Genomic DNA, 17,192 nt, shown 5'->3' with positions numbered 1-17,192 from the left:
AATGCAGACCAAGCTGGACGAAGCCAAGGCCGAGCTGCTCGAGAGGGCCGCCCGGGTAGCTGAGAACAGCCCGGTCGGGGGGTACCTACCGACTGGGACGACGGACGAGAGCAGCCCCGGCACCCCGGACCACGACACCGTGCTCTCGTTCCTCCAGCGCTACTACCTGCACACCGCCCCGGAGGACCTCAGCGACCGCGACCCGGTCGACATCTTCGGAGCCGCCTTCTCGCACTACCGGCTGGCCGAGAACCGTCCCCAGGGCACGGCCAACGTGCGGGTGCACACGCCCACCGTGGAGGAGAACGGCTGGACGTGCAGCCACTCCGTCGTCGAGGTCGTCACCGACGACATGCCCTTCCTGGTCGACTCCGTCACCAACGAGCTGACGCGGCAGGGACGCGGCATCCATGTGGTGATCCACCCACAGGTCTTCGTCCGCCGCGACGTCACCGGCAAGCTCATCGAGGTGCTCACCGCGCCGCCCGCCGGTGAGCAGCCGCACGACACGCACACCGAGTCCTGGATTCACGTCGAGTTCGACCGGGAGACCGACCGCGGCGACCTGAAGCAGATCACCGCCGACCTGCTGCGCGTCCTGTCCGACGTCCGTGAGGCCGTCGAGGACTGGAGCAAGATGCGGGACCTGGCCGTGCGCATGGCCGACGAGCTGGTCCAGGAGCCCCATTCCGACCTGCGGATGCAGGAGTTCGAGGAAGCCCGCGAGCTGCTGCGCTGGCTGGCCGACGACCACTTCACCTTCCTCGGCTACCGCGAGTACGAGCTGCGCGAGGACGATTCGCTGGCCGCAGTGCCGGGCACCGGGCTGGGCATCCTGCGCGCCGACCCGCACCACGCCGAGGGTGACAGCCACCCCGTCAGCCCCTCCTTCGAGCGGTTGCCCGCAGACGCCCGCGCCAAGGCCCGCGAGCACAAGCTCCTCATCCTCACCAAGGCCAACAGCCGGGCGACCGTGCACCGGCCGTCGTATCTGGACTACGTCGGCGTGAAGAAGTTCGACGAGAACGGCGAGGTCGTCGGCGAGCGCCGCTACCTGGGTCTGTTCTCCTCGGCCGCCTACACCGAGTCCGTCCGCCGGGTGCCCGTCATCCGGCGCAAGGTGGACGAGGTGCTGGAGGCCGCCGGGTTCTCGCCCAACAGTCACGACGGCCGCGACCTGCTCCAGATCCTGGAGACCTACCCGCGCGACGAGCTCTTCCAGACCCCGGTCCCCGAGCTCCAGCGCATCGCCACCTCCGTGCTCTACCTCCAGGAACGCCGCCGCCTGCGGCTCTACCTGCGGCAGGACGAGTACGGCCGCTACTACTCGGCTCTCGTCTACCTCCCGCGCGACCGCTACACCACCGGCGTCCGGCTGCGGATCATCGACATCCTGAAGGAGGAGCTCGGCGGCATCAGCGTCGACTTCACCGCCTGGAACACCGAGTCGATCCTCTCCCGGCTGCACTTCGTCGTCCGGGTCCCGCAGGGCACCGAGCTGCCGCAGCTCAGCGACAGCGACAAGGAGCGCATCGAGGCGCGGCTCGTCGAGGCCGCCCGCTCCTGGGCCGACGGCTTCGCCGACGCGCTGAACGCCGAACTCGGCGAGGAGCGCGCCGCCGAGCTGCTGCGCCGCTACTCGAGCGCCTTCCCCGAGGGCTACAAGGCCGACCACACTCCGCGTTCCGCGGTCTCCGACCTCGTCCACATCGAGCAGCTCACCGAGGAGAACAACTTCTCGCTGAGCCTGTACGAGCCGGTCGGCGCCGCCCCCGAGGAACGCCGGTTCAAGATCTACCGCAAGGGCGCGGCCGTCTCCCTGTCCGCCGTCCTGCCGGTCCTCAGCCGGCTCGGCGTCGAGGTCGTGGACGAACGGCCGTACGAACTGCGCTGCTCCGACCGCAGTGTCGCCTGGATCTACGACTTCGGTCTGCGCATGCCCAAGACGGCGGGCGGCGCCGGGGACTACCTCGGCGACGACGCGCGCGAGCGGTTCTCCGAGGCCTTCGCCGCGACCTGGACCGGCAAGGCGGAGAACGACGGCTTCAACGCCCTCGTGCTGAGCGCCGGGCTGACCTGGCGGCAGGCGATGGTGCTGCGGGCGTACGCGAAGTACCTGCGCCAGGCGGGCTCCACCTTCTCGCAGGACTACATGGAGGACACCCTCCGCAACAACGTCCACACCACCCGCCTCCTCGTCTCCCTGTTCGAGGCGCGGATGTCGCCGGACCGTCAGCGCGCGGGCCGCGAGATCGTGGACGCGCTGCTCGAAGAGGTCGACGCGGCGCTCGACCAAGTCGCGAGCCTCGACGAGGACCGGATCCTGCGGTCCTTCCTCACCGTGATCAAGGCGACGCTGCGCACCAACTTCTTCCAGGAGGCGGCGGGCGGCAAGCTGCACGACTACGTCTCCATGAAGTTCGACCCGCAGGCCATCCCCGACCTGCCCGCGCCGCGCCCGGCGTTCGAGATCTGGGTCTACTCGCCGCGAGTCGAGGGCGTCCACCTGCGCTTCGGCAAGGTCGCGCGCGGCGGTCTGCGCTGGTCCGACCGGCGTGAGGACTTCCGCACCGAGATCCTCGGCCTGGTCAAGGCGCAGATGGTGAAGAACACCGTCATCGTGCCGGTCGGCGCCAAGGGCGGCTTCGTCGCCAAGCAGCTGCCCGACCCGTCCGTGGACCGGGACGCGTGGCTCGCCGAGGGCGTGGCGTCGTACAAGACCTTCATCTCGGCGCTGCTCGACATCACCGACAACATGGTCGCCGGCGAGGTCGTGCCGCCGCAGGACGTCGTCCGGCACGACGAGGACGACACCTACCTCGTCGTCGCCGCCGACAAGGGCACCGCGACCTTCTCCGACATCGCCAACGGGGTCGCCGAGCAGTACAACTTCTGGCTCGGGGACGCCTTCGCCTCCGGCGGCTCGGCCGGTTACGACCACAAGGGCATGGGCATCACCGCCCGCGGCGCCTGGGAGTCCGTCAAGCGGCACTTCCGCGAGCTGGGCGTGGACACCCAGAGCGAGGACTTCACGGTCGTCGGCATCGGCGACATGTCCGGCGACGTGTTCGGCAACGGCATGCTGCTCAGCGAGCACATCCGTCTGGTCGCCGCCTTCGACCACCGGCACATCTTCATCGACCCGAAGCCCGACGCGGCCACCTCCTACGCCGAGCGCCGCCGCCTCTTCGAGCTGCCCCGCTCCAGCTGGGAGGAGTACGACACCGACCTCATCTCGGCCGGTGGCGGCGTCTTCCCGCGCAGTGCCAAGGCGATCCCGGTCAACGCGCACATCCGCGAGGCCCTCGGCATCGAGGGCAAGGTCTCCAAGATGACGCCGGCCGAGCTGATGAAGGCGATCCTCAAGGCGCCGGTGGACCTGCTGTGGAACGGCGGCATCGGTACGTACGTCAAGGCGTCCACCGAGACCCACGCGGACGTCGGCGACAAGGCCAACGACGCCATCCGCGTCGACGGCGCCGACCTGCGCGTCCAGGTCGTCGGCGAGGGCGGCAACCTCGGTCTGACCCAGCTCGGCCGGATCGAGTTCGCGCTGCACGGCGGCCGGATCAACACCGACGCCATCGACAACAGCGCGGGCGTGGACACCTCCGACCACGAGGTGAACATCAAGATCCTGCTGGGTGCCCTGGTCTCCGAGGGCGACATGACGGTCAAGCAGCGCAACAAGCTGCTCGCCGAGATGACCGACGAGGTCGGCCGCCTGGTCCTGCGCAACAACTACGCCCAGAACACGGCCATCGCCAACGCCCTCGCCCAGTCCGGCGCCATGCTCCACGCCCAGCAGCGCTTCATGAAGCACCTGGTCCGCGAGGGGCACCTGGACCGTGCGCTGGAGTTCCTGCCCACCGACCGCCAGATCCGCGAACGCCTCGGGTCCGGCCACGGCCTGACCGGGCCGGAGACGGCCGTCCTGATGGCGTACACGAAGATCACGGTCGCCGACGAGCTGCTGCACACCTCGCTGCCCGACGACCCGTACCTGAGCACCCTGCTGCACGCGTACTTCCCGACGGCGCTGCGCGAGCAGTTCCCGGAGTACCTGGTCAGCCACCCGCTGCGCCGTGAGATCACCACGACCGTGCTGGTCAACGACACGGTCAACACCGGCGGTACGACGTATCTGCACCGGTTGCGCGAGGAGACCGGGGCCTCGCTGGAGGAGATCGTCCGGGCGCAGACCGTGGCCCGCGCGATCTTCCGTTCGGCGGTCGTGTGGGACGCGGTCGAGGCCCTCGACAACAAGGTCGACGCCGCCGTCCAGACCCGGATCAGGCTGCACTCGCGCCGTCTGGTCGAGCGCGGCACACGCTGGCTGCTCAACAACCGGCCGCAGCCGCTGGAACTCGCCGACACCGTCGACTTCTTCGCCGACCGCGTCGAGCAGGTCTGGTCGGAGCTGCCGAAGCTGCTCAAGGGCGCGGACCTGGAGTGGTACCAGCAGATCTACGACGAGCTGACCGGTGCCGGAGTCCCGGCCGAACTGGCCACCCGGGTGGCCGGCTTCTCCTCCGCCTTCCCGTCGCTGGACATCGTCTCGGTGGCCGACCGCGTGGGCAAGGACCCGATGGACGTCGCCGAGGTCTACTACGACCTCGCCGACCGGCTGCGGATCACCCAGCTCATGGACCGCATCATCGAGCTGCCCCGCGCGGACCGCTGGCAGTCCATGGCCCGCGCCTCCATCCGTGAGGACCTCTACGCCGCCCATGCGGCCCTGACCTCGGACGTCCTGGCGGCCGGCAACGGCACCGCGACGCCCGAGCAGCGGTTCAAGGCGTGGGAGCAGAAGAACGCGGCGATCCTGGGCCGGGCGCGGACGACCCTGGAGGAGATCCAGGGTTCGGAGGCGTTCGACCTGGCCAACCTGTCGGTGGCCATGCGGACCATGCGGACGCTGCTGCGGTCGCACACGTAGGTAGTACGGCCTTACGGCCTGACACCCGTACGGGTGTCGGAGCGCCCCGGACTTTCACGGTCCGGGGCGTTCGCGCATTTCGGGCAAAACGGGAATTACAGTGCTCGCGTGAGCACGATGCGGGACGCGCTGCGAAGGACGACGGTCGTTCCGCAGGTAGCTGCAGCGCTGGTCGTCGTACTGCTCCTGCTGGTGATCGCCCGGCTGCCGTGGGCCGGCGACCTCGGGATGCACGCGGCGACCGTCGAACGTCTGCGGCACAACCTGGTCGACCCCGGCAATCCGCTGGTCGACGCGGACACGCCGAGCCCGTACTACTCGCCGTGGATGCTGGTGCTCGGGTGTGTCGCGCGGGTGACGGGGTTCTCGGTCTTCGTCGTGCTGCGGATCGGGGCGGTGGTGGGGCTCGGGCTGCTCGTCAGCGGGGTGTGGCGGTACGTGCGGACGCTGAGCGCGCACCGGGCCGCGCCCGCGGTCGCCGTGCTGTGCCTGGTGTTTCTGTGGGGGACTTCGCTGTTCGCGTGGAGCGGGTTCCTCGGGCTGAACTCGCTGGCGTTGACCGTGTCGTATCCGAGTGTGTTCGCGCTGGGGCTGGCCTTTCACTTCTGGGCCTGGCTGGCGGGGGCGGTGCGGGGCGTGGCCGGGTGGGGGGTGTGGGTCGGGCTCGGGGCGCTGTGGGCGGTGATTCTGCTGTGCCATCAGTTCTCGGGGGTGGTGGCGACGTTGGGGGCCTTGGCCACGGTGGTCGCTGCGCGAGCGTGGCGGGCGGGGCGGGGGGTGTGGCTGAGGCTGGGCGTGGGGGTGCTGGTGGGGGTGGGGGTGTTGTGGGGGTGGCCGTACTACGACTTCTTCGCGTTGTTCGGAGCCGGCCGGGATCTGGAGGCGGTGCACCGGGGGCTGTATCGGGGGTTGGTGGGGCGGTACTGGCTGGTGTCGGTGGGGGTGGTGGCGTTGGGGGTGCGGTGGTGGCGGGACCGGTGGGATCCGCTGGTGCTGTTCTTCGTGCTGGGGGTGGTGGTCGTGGTGGTGGGTGGGGTGAGTGGGCACTACTCGTGGGGGAGGGTGTTGCCCGCGGTGGTGATTCCCGCGCAGGTCGCTGCCGCGGTGGTGGTGGTCGAGGTGCGGGGGTGGTGGCGGGGGGTGTGTGTCGGGGTGCTGGGTGGGGCGCTGGTTCTGGGGGGCTGGGCGCAGGTGGGGACGGTGGGGTACGTCGTTCCGCAGGAGGTGCTGCCGGGGGTGGTGGCGGGGAAGTACCGGGCGCCTTGGGCGGGGTATCACTGGGTCACGCCGTGGGTGAAGTACGGGGATGTGGTCATGGCGCGGAGGTGGGCGGCTCGGCAGATTCCGGCGTATGGGGCGTACACCGTGGCGCCTGGGTATCCCGACTTCTTCCTGCCGGATGAGGGGCGGAGGGTGGCGGATGTGCGGAGGTATTTCGCGGTGGGGACGGGGGAGGGGGTGCGGCGGGGGATCGTGCGGGCTTATGGGGTGCGGTGGGTGGTGGATCGGGGGGAGGGGGTGGGGGGTGGTGGGTTGCGGGTGGTGGCTCGGGGGCCGGGTGGGGCGGTGCTGTACGAGGTGGTGCGGTGAGGATTTCGCCCCCGCCGCCCCTACCCGTCCCATCCCTTGAAGGGGCTCCGCCCCTTCGACCCCGCTGGGGGCTGCGCCCCCAGACCCCTGCTATCGGCCCTTCGGGCCTCGTCCTCAAACGCCGGACGGGCTGAAAGTGCGGCTCGTCCTCGAACGCCGGACGGGCTGAAAGTGCGGCTCGTCCTCGAACGCCGGACGGGCTGAGGGTGTCTAGCGCAGCGCGCTTCTCAGCAAGCGGGCCGCGCGCCTTGCCTTCGGGTGGGCCACTCGGCGTACCACCGGGCGTACCAGCCTTGCCGTGATGCCTACGGGTTTCCAGCGGATCTGTAGGCGGCCGGGGCCTCGGCCCTCGGGTTCGATGGTTACCCGGTGCGGGGCTGTGCTGGTGTGGTAGTTGATGCGGGCTGTGAGGGGTGGGAAGGCGAGGGGGGCCAGGAGGACGGCGGTGTGGGGCTGGCCCTGGTGTTCGATGCGGAGCAGGGGGTGGCGGACGCCGGCGAAGCCGTGGTGGGGGACCGGGGCCGTGGCCAGGTCCAGGTGGGCGTGGCCCTCGTAGACGCCGGGGCGGATCGGGGTGAGGCGGAAGGGGACCTTGAGGCGCTGCCGGCCGGGGGTGAGGAGGAGGGCGGCGCGGTGGGGGCCCACGGGGAGGCGTAGGCCGGGGTCGTAGGTGCGGACGGTGAGGTCGATCGAGGCGCCGGGGCCGCGGGTGAGCTCCGTGATCTCGTGACGGAACTGGGCGCTGCGGAAGGGGCGGGTGTCGAGCTCCAGGTCGGAGACGTCCAGTTCACGGCGGGCCCAGGTGGAGGTCGGGAGGGCGGGGCCCCAGTACAGGTGGCCGTCCGCGTCCGGTGTCACGTGCCGGGGTGCCACCGCGCGGCCCAGGCCGCGGGCCGCCGACCGGGCCTCGTGGAAGCGGCGTTCGCGGATCAGCTGCAGGACCACGCGTTCCATGCGGGGCAGGCGGCCGTAGGCGGCGGGGGAGAGGGTCTCCAGGTAGGGGATGGTGATGTCGGCGAAGGCGGACAGCCACTCCTCGTCGCGGTAGGGGAGGTCACCGGCGTACATCCGGAAGTCGTGCTTGAGGAACTTGTAGTCCTTGTCCTCACGCAGCCCGGCGTGTCCGCTCTCGACTAGGAAGTCGTCGATGAGGCGCTGGACGTGGACGCGGTCGCGGACGTTGTCCAGTTTGTGGCGCTGGTTGGAGATCGAGGCCGCTTCCGTGGCCGCGTACGGAGCGATGTGCCAGCGGTACACCGGCTCCGGGATGATCGTGAACTCCTTGGCCAGACAGTACGCCTGCGTCGAGAACAGCTGGTCCTCGTAGTGGATGCCCTCCGGGAAGCGGAGGTCGTAGCGGTCCAGGAAGGCGCGGGCGTACATCTTGCTCGTCGACAGGTGCTCGAAGAGCAGACGGGGTTCGGACTCGATGCCGATCACGGTGCGCCGCTCGGCGACCAGGTGCGGCATCCATTTCGTACGGCGGCCGCTGTCCTCCCGGACCCGCACGACCGCACCCATCGCGAAGTCGATCTCCCGCTCGCGGTGGGCCGCGAGCAGCAACTCGACCGCGTCGTCGGCCAGTTCGTCGTCGCTGTCCAGGAACATCGCGTACGGCGCCCGGGCGATCTCCAGGGCGCGGTTGCGCGGGGCGCTGCAACCGCCGCTGTTCCGCGGCAGGCGGAGGTGACGGATGCGGGGATCCTGGGCCGCCATGTGCGCGGCCACCTGCGGGGTCTCGTCCGTGGAGTGGTCGTCGCTGATGATGATCTCGATGTTGGCGTGGGTCTGGCGACGTACCGACTCCACGGCCCGGGGAAGACGTGCGGCATCGTTGTAGACGATGACCGTCACGGTGACGTCCGGGGACGCGTCGGGGGTCATGCGGCCTCCTCCGGGGTCGGTGCCGGTGTGCGTTCCTCCAGCGGGGTGACCGGGGGCAGGGCGTCCTCGCTCTCGCCCAGGAACACCCGCCGTACGACCCGTTCGGCGGCGTGGCCGTCGTCGTACTCGCAGAAACGGCGGCGGAACGCGGCCCGCGCCTTTGTCGCGCCCTCGTCGCGCCAGGCCGTGGTGGTGAGGATCTCGGTGAGTTCGGGCTGGGTGCGGGCGACCTGGCCGGGTGGCTCGGCCGTCAGGTCGAAGTAGACGCCGCGGGTGGAGCGGTACGTCTCCCAGTCGTCGGCGTAGACCACGATCGGGCGGTCGAGGTTGGCGTAGTCGAACATGATGGACGAGTAGTCCGTGACCAGCGCGTCCGCGGCCAGACACAGGTCCTCGACGGGGTCGTAGGCGGAGACGTCGATGACCCGGCCGGTGCGGCGCAGGGCGGTCAGCGGGGACGGGGTGCCGTCGTAGAAGTAGTGGCCGCGGACCAGCAGGACGGTGTCCTCGCCGAGTTGGTCGGCGAGGGTGGCGAGGTCGAGGCGGGGGGTCCAGCCGGCCTCGTAGTCGCGGTGGGTGGGGGCGTAGAGGATCGCGCGGTGGGCCGGGGGGATGCCCAGGCGGGCGCGGATCGCCCGGATGTCGGCCGCGGTGGCCGTGTAGTAGACGTCGTTGCGCGGATAGCCGTGGTCGAGGGAGACGAAGCGGGAGGGGTAGGCGCGCTGCCACATCCGGGTGGAGTGGCTGTTCGCCGAGACGCTGAAGTCCCACTTGTCGATACGGGCGAGCAACGCCTCGAAGTCCAGCCCCTTGGCCGCCGCAGGGAACTCCATCTGGTCGACGCCCATGCGCTTGAGCGGGGTGCCGTGGTGGGTCTGGAGGTGGACGGCGTCCGGGCGTTTCACGATCGCGTTGGGGTAGTTGACGTTGTTGACCAGGTACTTGGCCGTGGCCAGCACCTCGCGGTAGCGGCGGGTGCCGGGGAGCACATGGTCGGTGTGGGGTGGCAGCAGGGGGGCGTTCTCGGGGGTCACCACCCACACCGGGTGGATCTGCGGGGCGAGTTCGGTGAGCTTGGCGGCGATGGCCGCCGGGTTGCAGGCGACTTGGCGGTTCCAGTACGCCGAGAAGACGGCCAGGCCGGGGTCGACCGGGCGGGACAGGGCCGTGCGGTAGTGGCGGTCGCCGAGGGCGGCGGCCACCTGGCGCCTACGGGTTCGTACGGCCGACCTGGCGGCGCGGCGGGCGCGGTTGGCGGCCTGGAAGGCGCGGTACCTGGTGTACGCGTTCTCTTCGAGAAGGGCTCGGCGGATGCCCTCCGGTCCGGCGGGGCGGCGGTACCCGGGCGGGCGCAGGCGGACCGCCGCGTCGGCGGCCCGGCGGAAGAACTCCCTGGCGACGGGGTCCGGCATGGGCGTGCGGGCGAAGGTGCGCAGGCAGTCGCGGACCATGACGTCGTAGAGGACGGCGTGGCAGGGCGAGCGAGGGCCGGTGTCGGGGACGGCCCTGGTGGTGGCCCGGGACACCTCGGCGCTGCTTCGGGCGAGGGCCAGGGACAAGGTCAGGGCCAGGAGCTCTTCGTAGCGGTCGACCAGGGCGTAATGCTTCTCGGGCGTGACCGGCGGCAGGCTCTCGGGGCGCAGCTCGTGGTGTTCGTACGCCACTTGGTTCAGGGCGGCGACGTGGTCGGCCAGGAGGAGCGCGGCGTAGGCGGCGTACGGCTCGTCCGGGGTGGTGAGTCGGGGTTCGTGCGCCCGCCAGAAGGAGGTGCGCAGCGCGCGGTTGCCGAGCAGGGGCGTGATGCGCAGGGCGCTGCGGGCCAGGTCGTCGAGTCGGTGCGCGGCGCGGCCCGCGCGGGCCAGCCGGGGGCCGTCCGTGGTGGGGAGTCCGGAGGTCTCCCAGGTGGAGCGGACGTGGTCGAAGAGCAGAACGTCCACCTCGTCCGGCAGTTCCGCGGCACGCTCGGCGATCAGGCGCGGGCCGCCGACGGGCAGCCCGTCCTTCGAGTGCACGAAGTGCAGCCATCGGCCGGTGGCCCGGGCCGCCCCCGCCGAACGGGCCGTGGCGTCGTCCGTCCCGTCCGGCAGGGGCAGCACCAGCATCTCGGGGGCGTGGGCCCGTGCGGTCTCCTCGGCCCAGGGGCCGACCGCGGCCACGATCACCTCGACCTCGGGGTGGGGGTGGGCGGCCAGGGAGGCGAGGAGACCGGTCAGCCGGTCCTGGGTGTTCGGTCCGTGGACGATGACGCTGAGCTCGGGCATCGCGGGACTCCTTCACCTTCTCCATCGCGCCGGGCGCACCCTGTCGGCCGTCGACCCGACCTAGGACATAGTGACACTAATGGGATGAAAGGGTGACTCGCGGTTGCGCCTTACGAGGGAGACTTCAGGCGGGAGGCTCAGGTGGGAAGAGGGGCGGGCGCCGGCTTGGGCTTGGGCTTCGGGCTCGGCTTGGCCGCCGGCTTGTCGCCGGTGAAAGCCTCGTACTCCTTCAGGACCTCGTCCGTCGGCCCGTCCATCCGCAGCTCGCCGCGCTCCAGCCACAGGACGCGGTCGCAGGTGTCGCGGATCGACTTGTTGTTGTGGCTGACCAGGAACACCGTGCCCGCGTGCTTGCGCAGCTCACGGATGCGGGCCTCGGAACGCTTCTGGAACGAACGGTCGCCCGTGGCCAGCGCCTCGTCGATGAGCAGCACGTCGTGGTCCTTGGCGGCGGCGATGGAGAAGCGCAGGCGGGCCGCCATGCCGGAGGAGTACGTGCGCATGGGGAGGGTGATGAAGTCGCCCTTCTCGTTGATGCCGGAGAATTCGACGATCTCCTGGTAGCGCTCCTTGATCTGCTCGCGGGACATGCCCATCGCGAGGCCGCCCAGGTGGACGTTGCGCTCGCCGGTGAGGTCGTTCATCAGGGCCGCGTTCACGCCGAGGAGGGAGGGCTGGCCGTCGGTGTAGATACGGCCGTTCTCGACCGGGAGCAGGCCCGCGACCGCCTTGAGCAGGGTGGACTTGCCGGAGCCGTTGGTGCCGATGAGGCCGATGGCCTCGCCCTTGTACGCGACGAAGGAGACCTTCTTGACGGCGTGCACCTTGCGCACACCGGCCGCCCTCTCGGTCTGCTTGCGGCGCAGGATGCGGTTGAGGGCGGCGGTCGCGGAGCCGCGGCCGGCACCGGTGCCGTTCACGCGGTAGACGATGTCTACGCCGTCGGCGATGACGGTGGGGATGTTCTCGCTGGTCTTGTCAGCCACGGCCGTACCTCTCCTCAGCCTTCCAGAAGTAGATGAAGCCGCCGACCCCGGCGAGCAGGGCCCAGCCCGTCGCGATGGCCCACACGTGCGGCGGGAGCTGGTCGCCGTGGAAGCTGTCGATGAGCGCGAAGCGCATCAGGTCGATGTAGACGGCGGCCGGGTTGGCCTGGAGCGCCGACGTCACCCAGGACGGCGTGTCCGTGTGCTTGGCCATCACGTGGCTGATGCTGAACATCACGCCCGACGCGTACATCCACGTACGCAGCACGAACGGCATCAGCTGGGCGATGTCCGGCGTCTTCGCGCCCATCCGGGCCACGATCATCGCGACGCCGGCGTTGAAGACGGACTGCAGCACCAGCGCCGGGATCGTCAGCGCCCAGGAGGCGGTGATCGGCGTGCCGAGGCAGAGCAGGATCACGATCAGGGCCGCCATCGAGAACAGCAACTGCTGGAGCTGCTGCAACGCGAAGGAGATCGGCAGCGCGGCCCGCGGGAAGTGCAGGGCGCGTACGAGGCCGAGGTTCCCGGAGATCGCGCGGGTGCCCGCCATGATCGAGCTCTGGGTGAACGTCCAGACGAACACGCCCGTCACCAGGAACGGGATGTAGTCCGGCACGCCCCGGCTGGTGCCCATCAGCTTGCCGAAGATGAAGTAGTACACCGCCGCGTTCAGCAACGGCGTCAGCACCTGCCAGACCTGGCCGAGCTTCGCCTGGCTGTACTGGGCCGTGAGCTTCGCCGTGGAGAACGCCCCGATGAAATGCCGGCGCGCCCACAGCTCGCGAACGTACCCGGGCAGGGAGGGGCGGGCGCCGCTGACCGCGAGTCCGTGCCGGGCGGCGAGGGCCGCGAGGTCGGTCTCGGGTGGTGGGGCCGGGGCCGTGGTGGGCGGTGTGTGGAGGGCCTGGCTCACATCCGCTGCTTTCGTTCGGGGTCGGGGGTGGGGGGTTGGGTGAGGGGTCGGGGGTCCGGGATCCGGGGGTGCTGCGACGTTCCGTTCTCTTACGTGACTCTTCACGTTTCCTTACGTCGGGACGGGACCGTATCGTCGCAACGTGAGCGTAGGACGGGATGGCGTCGGAACGCAACCGTTTCGTCGTGACGTGCGCGACGTTTTACGCCCGCGAGGGCCTTCGTGAGGACGGGACCGTATCGTCGCTACGCCCTATGCTGTCCGCATGACGACGAACGCCGACCAGCCCCGGACGGGCCCGCGCCGCCGGACCCCCGCCGGGGCGGCCGTACTCCGCGAGGACGTGACGGAGGCCATCCGGGCGGCTGTCTTCGAGGAGTTGGCGGCCGTCGGCTACGCGCGGATGTCCATAGAGGGCATCGCGCGCCGCGCGGGGGTCGGCAAGACGGCGGTGTACCGGCGCTGGCGTTCCAAGCTGCACCTCGTCCTCGACGTGGTGTCGGCGGTCGCGGTCATGGGGCTGCCGACGCCGAACACCGGCTCGCTGGAGGGGGACCTGCGGATGCTGTACGAGGTGACCTCGCGTGCCCTGCGACACCCCGTCGTCTCGCAGATCATCCCCGACCTCCAGGCGGAGGCGGCCCGCAACCCGGAGATCGCCGAGGCGCTGCAGAAGGCGCTGGAGCAGGGCCAGGAGGGCGTCGCCAGCAAGATCCTCGTCGGGGCGGCGCAGCGCGGCGAGGTGCGTGCGGGCCTGGACGACGAGCTGGCCCTCGACCTGATCTCGGGCCCGCTGTACTGGCGGATGGTGGTGGCCCGCGGCCGGAAGCTGCCGAAGGGCTATCTGGACGCCCTGACCAGGTCCACCACGCAGGCGCTCAAGGCACTGTGAGTACGCTGCGCGCTGATCGCCTCGGCGACGTCTTCCTCAAGCTGGGGCTGTCACAGAGCGACAGCGGGCATCGGAGAGCACTGGCCGTCCTGACGTACCTGAACAACTCCTAGCCGCTGCTCAGCCGCCGCGCCAGCTCCTCCAACTCGCCCACCCGCACCACTCGCCCGCCGAACCCGGGCAACGGCACATGCAGCGCCGCCGTCCACCGCTCCGGCACGGCGTCGATGCCGTACACCGCCCCGGCCAGGCCGCCGGTGACGGCCGCGACCGTGTCGGTGTCGCCGCCGAGGTCGAGGGCGGCGCGTACGGCGTGCTCGCAGGAGGACGTGGTGCGCAGGGCCCAGACGGCGGAGCCGAGGCAGGGCCAGACGGCGCCGTTGAACTCGGTGGCCCGGTCCGGGTGCCAGGTCGGGGCGAGGACGGTGGCGTAGCGGTCGCGGTGGTCGGGGTGGACGGCCTCGATGGTGTCCGGGACAGCGGCCACGGGGTCGTCGCCGGACAGGGCGACCCGGACCAGCTCGTGGAAGACGGCCGTGCCCTCCCAGGCCGCGCGGTCCCCGTGCGTGAGGGCGGCGAGCCGGCGGGCGGCGTCCATGGTGGCCTCGCGTCCGGCGTGGGCGAAGTGCACGGCGGAGGTCGCCGCCCGCATCAACGCGCCGTTGCCCGCCGCCCGTTGGCTGACCTGGAAGTGCAGGGCCGCGGCCGTGTCCCAGGGGTCGCCGCTGCTCAGTACGGCTTCGGTCTGCAGCCCCATGTCCTTCGGCTCGGCAGCCGCCCAGCGCTGGAAGCGGCGGAAGACGTCCGGGAGTTCGAGCCCGCCGCATTCCAGCAGTGACTCGCCGACGAGTACGGCCATCTGCGTGTCGTCGGTCGCCTCGCCGGGGCCCCAGCCGCCGCCCCCGCACATCTCGTCGCCGTGGCCCGGCGCCGGGAAGCGGGCGGAGAAGGCGCCCTCCGGCCCGAACTCGAAGGGCGCGCCCAGAGCGTCGCCGACGGCGGAGCCGACGACCGCGCCGAGGGCACGGTCCGTACGGGACGGAGGGGGCAGGCGGTGGACCCGGCGAATCCCAGGCTCAGTCACGCGCCGCCTCCGGATGCAGCCGGATCCAGCCCTCCCACGCCGACGCGATCATGTCCTGGACGTCGTGCTTGGCCTTCCAGCCCAGTTCGGTGGCGATGCGGTCTGCGGAGGCGACGACGCGGGCCGGGTCGCCGGGGCGGCGGGGGGTGACGGTCGGGGGGCGGTCGTAACCGGTGACGGCGTTGATGAGGTCGATCATCTCGCGGACCGAGACGCCCTCTCCGCGGCCGATGTTGAGGGTGAGGGCGTGACCGGGGGAGGAGCGCAGGGCGCGGGCCGCGGCCACGTGGGCCTCGGCGAGGTCGACGACGTGGATGTAGTCCCGGATGCAGGTGCCGTCGGGGGTCGGGTAGTCGTCGCCGAAGATGCGCGGGGGCGCGTTCTCGGTGAGCTTCTCGAAGACCATGGGGACGATGTTGAAGACGCCGGTGTCGGCGAGTTCCGGGGTGGCCGCGCCGGCGACGTTGAAGTAGCGGAGCGACGCCGTGGACAGGCCCGTCGCGCGGCCCGTCGCCCGGACCAGCCACTCGCCCGCCAGCTTGGTCTCGCCGTACGGCGACAGCGGCACGCACGGCGTCTCCTCCGTCACCAGGTCGACGTCCGGCATGCCGTACACCGCCGCCGAGGAGGAGAAGACGAAGGACGGCACGTCCGCCGCCGTCACGGCCTCCAGCAGGACGCGCAGGCCCTCGACGTTCTCCCGGTAGTAGTGCAGCGGGAGGTCGACCGACTCGCCGACCTGCTTCTTCGCGGCCAGGTGGACCACGCCGGTCACGCCGTGGTCCGTGAGGGCGCGGGCGACGCGCTCGCCGTCCAGGGTGGAGCCCACGATCAGCGGGACGCCGTCCGGCACGCGGTCGGCGATGCCGGTGGACAGGTCGTCGTACACCACGGCGTGCTCGCCCGCCTCGGTCATCGCCCGTACGACGTGCGCTCCGATGTAACCGGCGCCGCCGGTGATCAGCCAGGTCATGTGCGGCCGTCCCCTCGTGACAAGTGAAGTCAGTGACAGTGAAGCAGGCGGCGGATTCTGCCGCGGACAACCGACATGACCCCCCGTGAACCGTGGGCGACACGCAGCGCCAGCGCCCCCGAGTGGGTGGCGTACGGCTGGACGAGGACCACGGCGTGACCGGCGCCGATCGCGGCACGTCGGCGCAGCAGACCGGCACCCGTCACCGCGTGCGCCGTGACCTCGCGGTACGCGCCGCCCCGGAAGCGCACGCGCAGCCGGAGATCCCACGTGCCCGCCCGGAACGCCGCCCAGTCCACCGTCACCTCCGCCGACCGGACACCGTCTCCGTCAGCGGGGCACGCCCCGAGCGCCACCCTCGTACCCGCCCCCGCCCCCGCCGCGACCCCCGTCTCCCGGCACCGCCACTCCACCTCCAGCGCCTCCGGCCCCGCCTGCGCCACCCTGCCGTACAGCTCGTGCAGGCGCAGGCGCAGCAGTGCGGTACGCGCGCGTGGGCGCAGTTCCGCATCGACGGCGAGCGGAAGGACGTGGACGGGGCGGGTCAGCAGCGGCTCCAGGGTGACATCGGGCAGGTCGGCCGACCAGACGGGAGTGCCGTCGGGGGAGCGGGCGTACGGCGGGAGGAGGCGGGCCGGGCGGGAGGCCAGGTCCCTCAGCCGGGGAAGGTCGCGGGGGTCGGGGGAGGCCAGGACGACGCGGCCGATGAGACGGCCGGGCGCCGTGGGGTTGTGGGCCCAGTCGGACGCGTCGTACTCCGCGAGACACGCCCGCGTGTGCGCCCACCACGCGCGCTGGTACCGCTCGTCGTGCAACCCCAGCTCACGGGCGTACATCCGCAGCTCGTGGTCGAGGAACTTGGCGCGTGCCGCCCGCGCGAGATCCTTCTGTCCGGCGCCCAGCAGGATCTCGTACGCCAGCCGGCTCGCCTCCGTGCGCGCCCGCCAGTTGGCGATGCCGGCGCGGTCCAGGGAGATCGACAGCCGGTCGGCCGAGCGGCGCACGTGCCAGACGTACACCCGGTCGGGGACGAGGGCCATGCGCGGCCGGGCGGCGAGCACGCGCGCGGTGAAGACGAAGTCCTCGTAGGGGAAGCGGCCTTCGGGGAAGCGGATGCCGTTCTCGCGCAGGAAGTCGGTGCGGTAGAGCTTGTTCACGCAGAGGGTGTCGTGGACCAGGCGCGGGCGCTGGGCGGGATGCTCGATGACGGTGTGCGTGGCGTACAGGGGCGCCTGCCAGGGCACTTCGCGCCCCCCGGGCAGCTCCCGCCGCACGCACAGCCCGCCCGCCACCTCCGCGTCCGCCCCCGTCGCCGCCGCGAGCAGCGCGTCCACCGCGCCCGGCGGCAGTACGTCGTCGCTGTCCAGGAACATCACATACGGCGAGGTCACCCGGTCGAGCCCGGTGTTGCGCGGGCTGCCGCAACCGCCGCTGTTGACCCGGCGCCGGACCACCTTCAGGCGCGGCTCGGTCGCGGCGAGGCGGGCCAGCCGGTCCACGCTGTCGTCCGTCGAGCAGTCGTCCACGGCGACGACCTCACGGACTACGGGGCCCTGCGCCAGTGCCGAGCGGACGGCGGTCGTCACATGTGCGGCGTCGTTGTAGCCGATGACGATGACACCGACCTGTGGGGCGCGCGCGGTGCGGGAGGCGTGAGCGTGCATGGG

10 protein-coding genes and 1 pseudogene are annotated in these 17,192 nt (G+C 71.2%); 4 read left to right on the top strand and 7 right to left on the bottom strand.

Annotated elements, in window-relative coordinates; genetic code table 11:
* Position 1 precedes the first annotated feature (1 nt).
* The 3 genes and pseudogenes from ACZ4UU_RS15765 to ACZ4UU_RS15755 all read left to right on the top strand — a co-directional run.
* Complete coding sequence (locus ACZ4UU_RS15765; RefSeq protein WP_468040128.1) at positions 2-4,939, top strand: NAD-glutamate dehydrogenase; 4,938 nt, start codon at positions 2-4, stop codon at positions 4,937-4,939.
* 117 nt (positions 4,940-5,056) lie between these two features.
* Positions 5,057-6,529, top strand: a complete 1,473-nt coding sequence (locus tag ACZ4UU_RS15760) for a hypothetical protein (protein ID WP_468040242.1) — start codon at positions 5,057-5,059, stop codon at positions 6,527-6,529.
* A pseudogene (locus ACZ4UU_RS15755) lies at positions 6,478-6,680 on the top strand (hypothetical protein); the annotation flags it as partial. The gene ACZ4UU_RS15760 and the pseudogene ACZ4UU_RS15755, both read left to right, overlap by 52 nt.
* Before the next feature lie 59 nt (positions 6,681-6,739).
* Here the strand turns inward: ACZ4UU_RS15755 and ACZ4UU_RS15750 are convergent.
* The 4 genes from ACZ4UU_RS15750 to ACZ4UU_RS15735 all read right to left on the bottom strand — a co-directional run bounded on the left by ACZ4UU_RS15750 (position 6,740) and on the right by ACZ4UU_RS15735 (position 12,576).
* Positions 6,740-8,413, bottom strand: coding sequence for a glycosyltransferase family 2 protein (locus ACZ4UU_RS15750; RefSeq protein WP_468040126.1), 1,674 nt, complete (start codon positions 8,411-8,413; stop codon positions 6,740-6,742).
* On the bottom strand, positions 8,410-10,674 hold the full coding sequence (locus ACZ4UU_RS15745; protein ID WP_468040124.1) for a CDP-glycerol glycerophosphotransferase family protein: 2,265 nt from the start codon (positions 10,672-10,674) through the stop codon (positions 8,410-8,412). The genes ACZ4UU_RS15750 and ACZ4UU_RS15745 overlap by 4 nt, the downstream gene beginning before the upstream one ends.
* A 137-nt stretch (positions 10,675-10,811) precedes the next feature.
* On the bottom strand, positions 10,812-11,660 hold the full coding sequence (locus tag ACZ4UU_RS15740) for an ABC transporter ATP-binding protein (RefSeq protein WP_468040122.1): 849 nt from the start codon (positions 11,658-11,660) through the stop codon (positions 10,812-10,814).
* A complete protein-coding gene (locus ACZ4UU_RS15735) occupies positions 11,653-12,576 on the bottom strand; it encodes an ABC transporter permease (RefSeq protein WP_468040120.1) in 924 nt (307 codons plus the stop codon). The genes ACZ4UU_RS15740 and ACZ4UU_RS15735 overlap by 8 nt, the downstream gene beginning before the upstream one ends.
* Positions 12,577-12,841: 265 nt before the next feature.
* On the opposite strand from ACZ4UU_RS15735, the gene ACZ4UU_RS15730 reads away from it, so the two are divergent.
* On the top strand, positions 12,842-13,468 hold the full coding sequence (locus ACZ4UU_RS15730; RefSeq protein ID WP_468040119.1) for a TetR/AcrR family transcriptional regulator: 627 nt from the start codon (positions 12,842-12,844) through the stop codon (positions 13,466-13,468).
* 109 nt (positions 13,469-13,577) lie between these two features.
* Here the strand turns inward: ACZ4UU_RS15730 and ACZ4UU_RS15725 are convergent, their stop codons facing one another.
* From ACZ4UU_RS15725 to ACZ4UU_RS15715, 3 genes are read right to left on the bottom strand one after another with little or no spacing between them, the layout of a single operon-like run.
* On the bottom strand, positions 13,578-14,552 hold the full coding sequence (locus tag ACZ4UU_RS15725; RefSeq protein WP_468040117.1) for an ADP-ribosylglycohydrolase family protein: 975 nt from the start codon (positions 14,550-14,552) through the stop codon (positions 13,578-13,580).
* Positions 14,545-15,525: a UDP-glucose 4-epimerase GalE gene (galE, locus tag ACZ4UU_RS15720; RefSeq protein ID WP_468040116.1), complete on the bottom strand. Its 981-nt coding sequence runs from the start codon at positions 15,523-15,525 to the stop codon at positions 14,545-14,547. The genes ACZ4UU_RS15725 and galE overlap by 8 nt, the downstream gene beginning before the upstream one ends.
* 29 nt (positions 15,526-15,554) lie before the next feature.
* A complete protein-coding gene (locus ACZ4UU_RS15715; RefSeq protein ID WP_468040114.1) occupies positions 15,555-17,189 on the bottom strand; it encodes a glycosyltransferase family 2 protein in 1,635 nt (544 codons plus the stop codon).
* Positions 17,190-17,192: the final 3 nt, after the last annotated feature.

It is taken from the genome of Streptomyces sp. NPDC028907 (genome assembly GCF_055564995.1).
Note: the sequence above shows the minus strand (reverse complement) of the source record. Positions and strands in the feature narration are given on the sequence as shown.